The organism is Marinobacter sp. (genome assembly GCF_041690455.1).
Taxonomy (GTDB): domain Bacteria; phylum Pseudomonadota; class Gammaproteobacteria; order Pseudomonadales; family Oleiphilaceae; genus Marinobacter.
Genome location: NZ_JAWLHI010000089.1, coordinates 1 through 11,767 on the forward strand (window position 1 = coordinate 1; position 11,767 = coordinate 11,767).

Annotated in this window: 9 protein-coding genes; 6 read left to right on the forward strand and 3 right to left on the reverse strand. The window is 53.6% G+C overall.

Going from position 1 to position 11,767, the window contains the following annotated elements; translation table 11 throughout:
- The 5 genes from ACESMW_RS16870 to ACESMW_RS16890 form a co-directional block, all read left to right on the forward strand.
- Positions 1-1,056 (forward strand): malate:quinone oxidoreductase (locus ACESMW_RS16870; RefSeq protein ID WP_372988160.1); only part of this gene is annotated, 1,056 nt, incomplete at its 5' end.
- 29 nt (positions 1,057-1,085) lie between these two features.
- Positions 1,086-2,822, forward strand: coding sequence for an isocitrate/isopropylmalate family dehydrogenase (locus ACESMW_RS16875; protein ID WP_372988161.1), 1,737 nt, complete (start codon positions 1,086-1,088; stop codon positions 2,820-2,822).
- 55 nt (positions 2,823-2,877) lie between these two features.
- Entirely contained in the window at positions 2,878-3,288 is a 411-nt protein-coding gene (locus ACESMW_RS16880) for an ACT domain-containing protein (RefSeq protein ID WP_372988162.1), read from the forward strand.
- A gap of 744 nt (positions 3,289-4,032) precedes the next feature.
- A complete protein-coding gene (locus ACESMW_RS16885) occupies positions 4,033-5,343 on the forward strand; it encodes a serine hydrolase domain-containing protein (protein ID WP_372988163.1) in 1,311 nt (436 codons plus the stop codon).
- 280 nt (positions 5,344-5,623) lie between these two features.
- Positions 5,624-7,639 (forward strand): hypothetical protein, encoded by a 2,016-nt coding sequence (locus tag ACESMW_RS16890; protein WP_372988168.1) that lies wholly within the window; start codon positions 5,624-5,626, stop codon positions 7,637-7,639.
- Positions 7,640-7,828: 189 nt separating this feature from the next.
- On the opposite strand, the gene zapE is transcribed toward ACESMW_RS16890, so the two are convergent.
- On the reverse strand, positions 7,829-9,304 hold the full coding sequence (gene zapE / locus ACESMW_RS16895) for a cell division protein ZapE (protein WP_372988164.1): 1,476 nt from the start codon (positions 9,302-9,304) through the stop codon (positions 7,829-7,831).
- A gap of 36 nt (positions 9,305-9,340) precedes the next feature.
- Between zapE and ACESMW_RS16900 the strand changes: the two genes are divergently transcribed.
- Positions 9,341-9,673 (forward strand): MBL fold metallo-hydrolase RNA specificity domain-containing protein, encoded by a 333-nt coding sequence (locus tag ACESMW_RS16900; protein ID WP_372988165.1) that lies wholly within the window; start codon positions 9,341-9,343, stop codon positions 9,671-9,673.
- On the opposite strand, the gene ACESMW_RS16905 is transcribed toward ACESMW_RS16900, so the two are convergent.
- Positions 9,614-10,960 (reverse strand): HD-GYP domain-containing protein, encoded by a 1,347-nt coding sequence (locus ACESMW_RS16905; RefSeq protein WP_372988166.1) that lies wholly within the window; start codon positions 10,958-10,960, stop codon positions 9,614-9,616. The two genes, ACESMW_RS16900 and ACESMW_RS16905, sit on opposite strands and share 60 nt — an antisense overlap.
- 531 nt (positions 10,961-11,491) lie before the next feature.
- Positions 11,492-11,767 (reverse strand): GGDEF domain-containing protein (locus ACESMW_RS16910; protein ID WP_372988167.1); only part of this gene is annotated, 276 nt, incomplete at its 5' end.

An 11,767-nucleotide genomic window follows, 5' to 3' on the forward strand; every position in this document is an offset into this window, starting at 1 on the left:
TCGGAAGATTTCGACGAGATCAAGAGCTGGATTCCTTACACCATGGAGGAGCGGCCTCGCCATGAAAAAATGGCGGCAACTGTTATTGAAACGGGTACGGACGTCAACTTCGGTGCGTTGACCGAGCAAATGGCTGAACATGCGGTGAATGACCTGGGCGTAAAGATTGAATACGGCACCCACGTTAAACGCGTGCATCGAAGCCCCGCCGGCAGTTGGCTTGTGGAAACACAGCGCAGGGGGGGTGATCGTCAATACAAGGCGGACGTCTTGTTTGTCGGTGCCGGAGGCGGTGCATTCCCGATCCTGAAAAAGAGCCACCTGCCTTTCGCCCGTCGGTTCACCGGCTTTCCGGTCGGCGGTCGCTTCCTACAGGCGCCGATCAGTGCCGAACAGGCTGAGCACTATCGGGCCAAGACCTACGGCAAGGCCAAGGTGGGCGCGCCTCCGATGTCCGTACCGCACCTGGACCTGCGAGTTGCAGATGGCCAGTACTACCTGCTGTTCGGCCCCTTTGCCTCGTTCAAACCGGTGCTTGAGAGAGGCCGTGGCTTCCTGGATTACCTGCGCGCCATGCGCCTGCATGATATTCCGGGCCTGCTCAATGTGGCTCTTGAGCACTTTCCCCTGGTCAAGTACCTGGTGTCGGAAACCTTCAAGGGTGAAAAGAGTATGTTCGAGGAACTGGACAGCTTCGCCCCGGGTATGAGTAAAAAGTTCAACTGGAAAGCGGTCGAGGCGGGCCAGCGAGTGCAGATCATCCGGGATGGCGACCTGCAGATGGGTACCGAGATCCTGGTATCGAACGACAAGACCTACGGCACATTGCTGGGTGCGTCACCCGGGGCTTCGGTATCGCCGGAAGTCATGTTGCGTTGCCTGGAACAGCTTTTGCCGTCTATTTTTAACAGTGAGGAAGCCGGCAAGAAGAAAAAAGAGATATTCCCTGAGGACAATCTGGATACCCTGGCCAAGAATCCAGAGCGTTACCGGGAAATCCGGGATACCGTCAACGAGCGGTTAGGCATCAAGAAGTCGGCATCGCAGCAGGACTGAAACGGCCAACAAACAGCAGGGAGACATCCATGGACAGCAGAATCAGTGTGACCTCGCCTCTCGTGATTCTTCACGGCGACGAAATGGCTCAGGTTGCGTTCGAGCATATTCTCAAGAAGTTTGTAAGCTCACGGCTTGATATTCAGCTTGAGGAAATCGATCTGTCCGCGGAAAACCGGCTGCTGACCAATGGCCAGGTGGTTATCGATGCCATCGATGCGCTTCAGCGTCATGGTGTGGGTGTGAAAAATGCCGGCATGACCGTAAACCGGCAGCAGCTGGAGGACTTGCTCAGCAAGCACCCGGATGTGGACGGCAACAACCTGAACCCTCTGGCGATCAAGTCGCCGAACGGCGCTATTCGCAAGGGCATCAGCGGTAATATTACCCGGGAAGACATCCAGTTCCGCAACCTCAATATCCGCCGGCCGGAGTGGGTAGGGCGCGATATTGAGGTGGATACCATGGAATTCGGTGGCATCAAGGACAGTTTCAATCAGCTGTCGCTGGCGACCGGTGTGGTCAAACTGATGTTCGTGGGGAGCAGTGGTGACCCCGTGGAGCTGCATCGCCGTGAGATCCGCAAGGGTGATCCCTGGCTCTTGGCAACCAACGACATCGAAGACGTCAAAGCCTGGGCCCACCGTTTCTTCCAGCGGGCCATCGCAGAGAGGCGGGATGTGTACCTGGGCCTGAAAGACACCGTGATCCCCGGCTACGATGGCGCCATGCGTTCGGTGATCGAGGACATCTATCACAGCGACTATAAGAAGCAGATCGAAGATCTGGGACTGAGTTATTACTACGAGCTGATCGATGCCCAGGCGGCACGCATTGTCTCCAATCCACCAGAGCGCGCACTCTGGGGTGTGCCGGACAACACCACCGGGCGCAAACTGCTCAAGCTGGTAAATCAGCTTCGCGAGTTTGGCATTCCGGGCCGGGGTGCACACGTGTCCATCTCCCGCATGAGCGCCGGTGGTGGCGACCAGTACGGTAGCTTCAACATGGCGGCCAGGGAAGACGGCATTCTCAAGGTGATTGTCGACGGTGACGAGAAGCATGCCCGCCGGGTCAGGAAAGGCGACCCCATGCTGCTTATGTCCAATGACCGTGAAGCCATCAAGGACTGGGTTCTGCAAGTCTTCCGGGATGCCTCCCGCAAGGATAAGGAGGTGTATTTTGGTCTCAAGCGCGAGTACATGGAGTACGACGAAGTCTACAGCGACGTGATTACCGAAGTGCGCCGGGAACTGGCCAGCGAGCACACGCCTCCGCCTTCATTTATGATCATGCGGCCCTCGAGCCAGCTCAAAAAGATGATCACGGACCCACCCAGGAACGCGCTTTATCCCTCCCAGAACCTGGATGGCGATATCTTCTCTGATATTTCAGCGGCGCTCGGTGGCAGCCTGGCGACCGCCAGTTCGATCATCGAGAGCAAGGACGGCACCATGCTGTTCGAGGCGCCCCATGGCACAGCTCATGATCTGTACCTGAAGTACCTGGAGAGCGACGGAAAAGTCGCGCATTTCAATCCCTCGGCCCTGATTTTCGCGCTGGCCAACGCCCTGGAGACCCTCGGTGAGAGAGAGGGTAACGAGCCCCTGAGCCAATACGCCGTTCAATTGAAGGCCGCACTGACAGACACGGTGGACCGTGGCATTGTTACTGCCGATCTGAAGGGTAAAACCGTTGATCCGGGTTCGGAACAGGTGGTTGATATGATTGGATTTCTCGAGGCTGTGGAGAAGGCCCTCGAGTAGTTGGTTTGAAATTTCTCCCCAAAACCCCGCAACACTCGGCTCGAGGAAGTAAGACATGATGCGTTCACAGTTTCTTCAGGATTTGATCAAGCAGCTCTCGCCAACACTGGATTCAACGACCTATGTCTACTGCACGGTGCCCAAGGCAAAGTACGGTGAACTGGAACACCTAAAGCCCATCGTCAGCATTGCCGAACTCGAAGGCCTTACTCTGGTTATTCCTCTTGAGCAGGCTAAAGCCGAGGGCCTGGACTACTACAGAGTCTTCCGTCGCATCACCCTTGAGGGCCACTCCAGCCTTGAAGCTCTGGGCCTGACATCCGTGGTAACAAGCCTGCTGGCCGAACGGGGCATTACCACAAACGTCATCGCCGGGTTCTATCACGACCACATGTTTGTGCCCAGCGATCGCACCGATGAGGCAATGAGGGCGCTTAAGGAACTCGCAAGCAATCCGGGTGGCTGACCACCGCTGACCTTTATGAGCCAGTGAGTTGGTTGTCGTTCTGCTTCCCAATCATTTGGGTCTTACCGGCGGCATATCTGAGCGTAATAGCCAAAGTGAAGAATGCCGCCAAACCGCCAAACAGAGTAATCACGGGGAAAATGTTCATACGTTCTAAAACCTCCAGTAGCGAGGACATAACCACGGCCGCTTCAATGTGTAACAAGCTCATCATTAGTGTACGAGGTGGAAGCTCTAAAAGCGTATGCAGAAACCGTTACTGGGCGTATGGAAATACGCGTATACGAACAAGACTTGATCTGCCGGCTTCCAGAACTATGACGAACCTGCTGGCAATCAAGAGCTTGAAGGAGATCGGTTGGGAAGGATCAAACTTGATGCCGAACCTCCCCTTTAAAATCAATTTCCAAGCACATCGGTCTCGTTTTTCTTTGCCTTTTTCTCCTTTTTCTTTTCCTTGGCAGTTAATAGCGGTTTCTTTTTAGTGTCTTTTTTTCTGTCCTGGCCTTTACTCATGGTATCTGTCGACCTCTGGCCGCAGGTGCGTCGGTATTAACGCTCTGCCTGATGCCAATGCTTTCAACATCCAGTATGAACCCATTTATGAGTAACCGATAGACAGGTTATCTATGGCGTGGCTCGCTATCTCGGTAAATTTGGCCTCTTAGTAGCGAGGGCAGGTCATTGGAGCCTGCTAAACTCATTTCAAACCATTGTGGAACTTCCGTAGGAGTGTTCTGGCTAATGCACATAGCACAGCTTGGGTTTTCACTGCTTCTCCTGTTTACCTCAGTCGGCGTGGCCGCGAAAAACGACACTCTGGACGCAGCGGCATCGGATCCGAAAAAATTGGGTTTGATGCAAGGTTTTCCACCACCACCAGATAAACTGGTAACGCAGCCAGACTCCAATTTTTTCAGTTTTCCGAAGCTCCGTTGGACCGTGTGCCATTTTCGCGAGCTTTTGCCGACGGAGCAGGTTAGCCGTGGAATTGGCCAACCGGTGCCCCTTGAGTACAACCTCGATGAGGCTGCAATCGATTCGCTGACGTTCACACCTATGGGCAGCAGCAAAACGATGACATGGGAAGAGTCGCTGGCAGCAAACTATACGGACGGCATGCTCATCCTCCATGAAGGAAAGGTTGTCTACGAGCGTTACTTCGGCTGCCTCGACGAGGATGGCAAGCACGGAGCTATGTCTATGACCAAGTCAATGACGGGCTTGCTTGCCGAAATACTCGTGGTTGAAGGCAAACTGAACGACAGCGCGCTTGTTTCCTCCATCGTTCCCGAGCTTGCGGACAGTGCATTCGGATCCGCAACTGTCCGACAGGTGATGGATATGACTACCGGCCTTGCCTACAGTGAAGACTACTCCGATCCCGACGCCGACATCTGGATCTACTCCAGGGCGGCCAGTCCGTTACCGAAGCCTCCAGGCTATGAGGGTCCCGATGGCTACTTCGAGTACCTTCAGACTGTTCAACCCGAAGGCGATCATGGTGATGCGTTCCACTACAAAACCATCAACACAGATGCGCTTGGCTGGGTAATCTCCCGTGTGTCCGGTCTGGAAGTAACCAAGCTGCTGTCAGAGCGACTATGGCGCCGGATGGGGGCCGAGCAGGACGCCTACATGACGGTAGACGGCAAAGGCACACCGTTTGCCGGCGGCGGCTTGAGTGCAGGCTTGCGTGATCTGGGGCGCATCGGCTTGCTGATGCTCAACGAAGGCGAGATTAACGGCCAGCGACTGTTTCCATCAAAGGTGGTTGCCAGCATTCGTGAGGGTGGGAGCAAGAATGCTTTTGCAAAGGCTGGCTATACAACACTTGAAGGCGGCAGCTATCGCAGCATGTGGTGGCTGCTTCACAACGAGCACGGTGCGTATGCGGCCAGAGGCGTTCATGGCCAGACGATCTACGTCGACCCTAAGGCAAACATGGTGATCGTCCGGTTTGCTTCGTATCCAACGGCGAAGAATGGAAAGATAGATCCGACTTCCTTGCCGGCTTACCAGGTGGTAGCTGAATATCTGATGTCGGGGCGGTAGTGGACGACCACAGAAAGTACTAAACCCTTCCCAAACATCACTCGAAGAATTGCTGTTGTTTCCTTATTGGTCCTGGCCACGCTGGTATACAGCGTGGCCGCTGAGCCCGTCGGGCCTGATCTTTCGCCAAAGCTGCGTGGCTCGTTTATCAAGGAAATGATTCAGGGATAAACCCCGTCTTAGTTGGGTATCGAACATACCCAGGCAACTAATTTGGGCATGTTTGTCATAATCAAAATCAAGAGACGCTCAGATGCGCATTGTCGGTACGCCGACCCCGATGTTCTACCAGGTTGATGCATTCTTAGTAGGTGAGGAGGGTATTTTGACGATTACCAGTTCTGACGCAGATACCAATGCTGCCGTTGCAAACTTCGACGAGGCACTGGACCAGCTCGGGCTTGCTCTCAGGAACGACGCCGTTGCTTACAATACAGAGGTCCTGGAAGCAGCACTTCATGTTATGGAAGCTCCTGACGGATTGAACGCCTTGTACGCTCGTGTTCCGGAGATGGAAGCCAAGGGTGTGTTTACAAACAGTGACTGGGACCGGCCCGCCATTCTACGACCTGCATTAGCCGTGCGAATGTTGCGGCAGGGGGCTCCGCCCTACACCTGCATCGAAGCCCTGAGTGAGCTGCGCCTCCTAGCCGTGGCCATGGGTGATTATCTCCATCCCGGAATATCTGCGGAGCAGGCCAGGCACTTTCTGACCCAGGTGACAGCACTAAATCTGGACCTGCTGTCAGGCCAAATGAGCGAAGCAGATCGCGAACGGCCCCAGGGGCTCGGCGAGATCGTTAATTCGCTTTACCAGTTCTTACTCAGCCGGCTGGGCTATGAAAGTATTCTCGACAGCCTGGTGGATGAGGTGCAACGTTTGCTGGCTCAGCGCCCGATACAAATGGACAGCATCAAGCAGATGGTGAGCCAGATTGCCAAATGCCTGTTTGACCCGGCAATAGAAACCACAGGCATGCACAAAGCAGCGCGTCTTGTCAGCGCTCTGTTCGGGCCAACGCCAGGCTGCCGCGATGATCCGGGCCTTGCAGTCTACGGTGAACGTCTGGCCGCCATGGACGAGGTTGCACTGTTTGAAGAGGCAAAAGACTTTGCCAGCGGAATGCAGGAGACTGGCATGGTTTCCCCCTATCACCCCATGCTGTTACGGCGCCTGCGGGGGCACCGGGATGACCTGATACCCATGGCGTTGGGCCTGAGCATAACCGGCAACGATGTGCTCCAATGCTACCGCCAGATTGTGCTTCAACTGCTCGATGAAGTGGCTCATCCGGAGACCAGCCAGGCTGTTTATGGCCTGGCGATGTTTCTTGAACGCGGAACTCTCTTTACCCCTGCAGTCGCTGCGTGTCTCTGGCGGCAACTTGAACTGAAATTGTGCCAGACGGCATCCGACAGACTCAGCTCAGTTTTCGGTGATGCGCACACTCCAAGGGTGTATTTGTTGGCCGGTGTACTGAACCTTCTGGGGCAGCCGTTGGGTATTGGTCAGGGCAATAACCCGACCTGTCAGTCGGTTATTGGTCTCTCCATGTGGGCCTCCTACGACGCCTATTACCTGCTGCAGCTGGTGGCCTGGGCGGCCCGTGATGACGACGTCGTCATGCGTTTCGAGGGCCAGGATATTAACTCCCAGCACCTGGAAGAAGGCCTTGCGAAGGAGCCACCAACGGATGTGGATCCGGTTTCATTGATTCTTATAGCCCACCTTGACCGAATTTATGGCGAAATGGGGCGCCTTTGCGGGGTACGCGATGACGACCTTCACCGCTGGATAAACCCGGAAATGTATGGCCCGTGGGTCGGGCATGGCTTTCTCAGTGTTATTAGCCGGGAAACAGGCAAGATCCATGAGTATGAGAACTTCATACGCCAGTTTTATGCCTGTTACCACCCATATTACAACGGCAACATACCCGTCATTCATTCGCAACCAGCCGGTATCGCTGTCACCGACAGCGGAGGGCGCCTGGTTGGGCGCCATGCCATAACCATTATCAGGGTAAACGTTGATCTCGATGGCGAGATACGTCTCTACTTCTTCAACCCCAATAACGACAGCGGACAGGACTGGGGGCAGGGTGTAAATTGCTCAACAGAAAGTCATGGTGAGCGCCCAGGCGAAGCATCGCTGCCGTTCGCAGAGTTCGCTTCACGTTTGTGCGTATTTCACTATGACCCGAGGGAAGTCGGTAACACATCGCTGATTCCTGAAACTGACGTTGCCCGCGCCATAGAGCTTGGTCGTACCAGTTGGGCAGCGAGTTATGAGTAAAATGGACGACCATACAAAGCACTAAACTTCCGCCACCGTATGTCAGTGACTTATCCTCCAAAATCCACGCAAAGTGCTAAATTCGGCGTCCGACTCGGAGTTCGGAATCGTCTCACTGGAACGGAAAGATCGGAGGCAAGCAACAAGCCTTGTTAGCAGGGGACGCAATTAAACAAAAAAGACCTTTAGTCATTGCCGTCCCCATTCATTTCCTCCCATTTCAACCAACCGAGAAGCGGCTCGTCGAAAGGAAAAAGCGAGATCATTGGCGGACGATAGTTGTGCCAGTGACACGCCAATTCGACCCGTCGCCGACCACTCATAATATTCTCCCTCTTTGGTGCGAATCATGGTGGTCGCAAAGGAACTTGAGTTTCCTCCCTTTTCATTGACGATCAATTCTTCATCTCCGTCGCTGCTTTCGACTTGCGCTTCAAAATCAACAAACAACTCGTCGAGCGGGACTTGTGCCGCCAGCACCAAGCGGGTGCGAGATTCATAACACGCGTCAATGAGGGTCACGAATCGTCGTGCTTCGTTGAGGTGATTGGCGTCCAGTTGGGGGACGCGCTCCATGATGATGACCGGAAATCGGCGGCAGAGAGAAATATAATCGGCGGCCCCGAGCGGTTGGTAGCACAACTCGGAAAAGTCAAACCAGGCGCACCGGTCATTCAATCGGGTCACCTGGACGGTGCGACCAAAGAGGACGGGAATGATTTCGGCCTCAGTTCCGGATGCAGTGCTACCAAATATTTTTTCCAACTGCGCCTGCATGTTGTTTTTACTATTATTATCACTATGAACTTTCTTGTTTGACCAAAAATAGGATTGACCATCCGCTCGATTTTCAAGTCGATAATCCTTGCTGGAATCCTCCATGGAAATAATGTCGAATGTGTGTTGTAACATTTCTATGAATGGCAAAAAGAGGGAGCGGTTAATGCCTCCCTCATACAAGGCATCGGGAGAGCGATTCGAGGTAGCCACTACCACCACATTCAAATCCAATAATAATGAAAACAGTCGCTTCAAAATCATGGCATCGGCAACGTCTGTCACTTGAAATTCATCGAAACAGAGGAGTTGGGCTTCTTGTGCCAATTGTTGCGCGATGACGGGGATCGCATCACCTTGTGGGTGTTCCTGTTTGTAGACAAAGATTCGATGATGGACGTCTAGCATGAATTCGTGAAAGTGGACGCGGCGTTTAGTTATGTTTATGTGTTTGTGGCTGTCATTAGTGCAGCAAGAATTATCATCAGGAACAGAAACCGACGCGTAAAAGAGATCCATTAGAAAGCTCTTGCCGACCCCGACCGGTCCATGAATGTACATGCCTCGCGGTGGTGGACCGAAAGACCACAAATGGAACTTCTTTCGAAGAGAAGACTGAGCGTGTGCCAAGGATCGCGCCAGTAACCGTAACAGTGGACTGCTGTTTTTAAAGCTGCCCTCTGTCGGTTCGTCGCTGCGTACTGGTACTGGTACTGGTGGGAGCGAGGTAAGAGAACCGTGCAGGGCATCGAATTTTGCCGCCAAAGCGACCTGCGCGTCATCTCGACGCACCTCCCCCGCATCCACCATGCGTTTATACGCTGCTGTCACGGGGCCTGTCGGGAAGGACCGCCAAGCGACGCGATGTTGTGCTGTCATATTCTTCATCACAGTCTTCATCATGGAATTGATGAGTTTATTAACATGGTGGTTTGGTACGATAGATTTCTGTATGGGTATCAAATTAACCCTGACACACTGTATCAGCGGGTGAAGCCCAGAATTGCGATCCCGGTTCACGGTGAAGAGCTGCACATGCAAACTCATGCCGAGGTTGCCCGGGACACCGGCGTGCCCAAACGCCTTGTGGACAGGAACGGCGATCTGTTCGTGTCTTGCCCGGTACCCGCCCGGGATGCGGCGATAAGTTGTGGAAACTGGCCGACTGGGGGTGGAAGAAAAAGGAACTGGTTCGGGTTACGTAACGCCGCCGGTCTGATGACCCAGAGTGAGGCCGCTGTCAATAAAGCGCTGTAACACCACGCCGTAGGTGCCATCTGGCACCTCCTTGCCTATTTCAAGTACCTGGCCATCGTCATTCCGGGGCTTAAGGCTCAGGTCCATAAGCCGGAACTTCGGTAGGCGTTCTTTATTGGCGTCGCGAATCATCATAATGCGAGGGCGCCGGCGGTTTTTCGGGTTGGACGCGATCACGATGGCCACTTCCCCTGTTTTCATCTCGACGATGGAACCAGGAGGATAAATGCCGATCATTTGTACGAATTCACGGGTCAGATCGGGATCAAACTGGGTTCCCCGGAATCGGTGAATGATCTCCAGCGCCTCCATAGACGACCGGCCCCGGTCGTAAACACGGTTGCTTGTGATGGCATCGTAGGTGTCCACGATCGCCACAATTTTTGCAAAATAGGGGATCTGATAGTCTTCCAGCCCTCGCGGGTAGCCTTTACCGTCCAGTCTCTCGTGGTGGTTGTAAGCGACGTCGATCGTTGCGTGCACCACCTTGGGCAAGGCCATCAACATGTCCCGCCCCCAATTGGCATGATTTTGCATGATAGCGTGTTCTTCGGGTGTCAGGGCTCCGGGTTTCTGAAGAATTTCGGTGGGTACTTTGGCCTTGCCAATGTCGTGTAGTAAACCGCAAAGGCCGAGAGTCCGGATTTCCTCCTCCAATAGCCCCAAACGTTTGCCGAAGGCGGCGCTCAGGATGGACACGTTGAGGCAATGTTCGGCCGTGTATTCGTCTTTGTGTTTCAGCTTCGTCAGAAGCAGAAGGGCATCGTCGTTGCGAAGAATACTGTCAACACAATCGTTCACCACTTCCCTGGCACGATTCAGATCCAGAGCACGCCCGACCCGAAGGCCAGACATGATACCGTCAGCGACCTTTTTTGCCTCACCGTAGTGACCAGTGGCGTTGCGGATTTCGTAATTGACATCCACTTTGTTGATGTAGGTGACGCGCTTGGTGATGCGATTTTCGCCGGAGCTGCGTGGAAGTGGACGTTTGGCCGTCACCTTCTTTTTCGAATCTGGTCGCAGGCTATGCTGGATGAATTTTGTCTTTTCTTTTCGCTTAAAAAGCTCGCTGGGCTGGGGCTCGTATTCGGGGTTTTTAACCTTACCCTCGATAGTGACTTTACGGCACTGGGACTGTAATGCGTCGATATCGTCCTGGCGCTGGATAATAAAGCCCTGCAACAGGAAGTCTGTTTCCTCCCAGGGTCGATCCAGTTTGGTGACATGCATACCAATTTGAAGCTCAGAGACGTCAATCTCAAGCTCCGTGGTTTCGTAGCGCATAGCAGATGTCGTTCTCGGCGCACAGCGGATTTCAACTTCTTGTAAAAAAGGTAGTCACCGGGCTGTGAAATGTCATTATGCGAATTGTTCGTTTGTGAAGCTGAATCTTGAAAATTTGTCAAAGCGGTTTCTCATGGTCGTTCGCAGGCTAACTGGTTACACTCAGCCTAGTTCCGAAATACTGAATGGTCGCATCAGGAAGTAGTACCCTATGGAGATCTGGACCGCGCACTTCGCCACGCCATTAAGACATGGCTAAAGCCAGCAAGAAGACTGCGGTTGTAGCGCTTGGTATTTAGTACGTGGATGTGGGTGGGGTTCTCCCCCGTTACTACGCCCAGTCCTGAAAAGAGACCGAATCTTTCCTAGCGCGAGTGTTGATCTATCTGTCTCAATGTCCGCTTTGCGACCAAAACTACTCACGGACCTCAGTTAAATGCCAAGGGAACGTTGGCTCCGATTCGCATCAGCACAGAAAATCCAAACAAACGAACTCAGTTTCCTCCTAAGCCCGCAACAGAAACATCCTCTTCAGATATATGATCGAAACTCGGTTTTTCCCTTGCCACCTTCTTTAGCCTGATACATGAGCTCGTCAACTACCTGCAATGCATGATTTGAGTCTGGTGGCGACTGCACAAAGGTAGCCACGCCGATTGAAAAACTCACCGCCCACCCTCTGCTTTCCATTGCCTCATCAAGAGCCTGAGAGATTGCCCTGGTGAACTCTTGTGCCCCAGAGACTCCTGTATCGGGTAACAAAATGGCGAATTCGTCACCACCCAGTCGCGCTGCCATGTCACCAAT

Bases quoted from the DNA above. Each gene is read 5' to 3' on its own strand.
- ACESMW_RS16880 (WP_372988162.1), top strand. From the start codon at position 2,878: ATGATGCGTTCACAGTTTCTTCAGGATTTGATCAAGCAGCTCTCGCCA.
- ACESMW_RS16885 (WP_372988163.1), top strand. From the start codon at position 4,033: ATGCACATAGCACAGCTTGGGTTTTCACTGCTTCTCCTGTTTACCTCA.
- zapE (WP_372988164.1), bottom strand. From the start codon at position 9,304: ATGAAGAATATGACAGCACAACATCGCGTCGCTTGGCGGTCCTTCCCG.
- ACESMW_RS16875 (WP_372988161.1), top strand. From the start codon at position 1,086: ATGGACAGCAGAATCAGTGTGACCTCGCCTCTCGTGATTCTTCACGGC.
- ACESMW_RS16900 (WP_372988165.1), top strand. From the start codon at position 9,341: ATGGTGGTTTGGTACGATAGATTTCTGTATGGGTATCAAATTAACCCT.
- ACESMW_RS16905 (WP_372988166.1), bottom strand. From the start codon at position 10,960: ATGCGCTACGAAACCACGGAGCTTGAGATTGACGTCTCTGAGCTTCAA.
- ACESMW_RS16890 (WP_372988168.1), top strand. From the start codon at position 5,624: ATGTTCTACCAGGTTGATGCATTCTTAGTAGGTGAGGAGGGTATTTTG.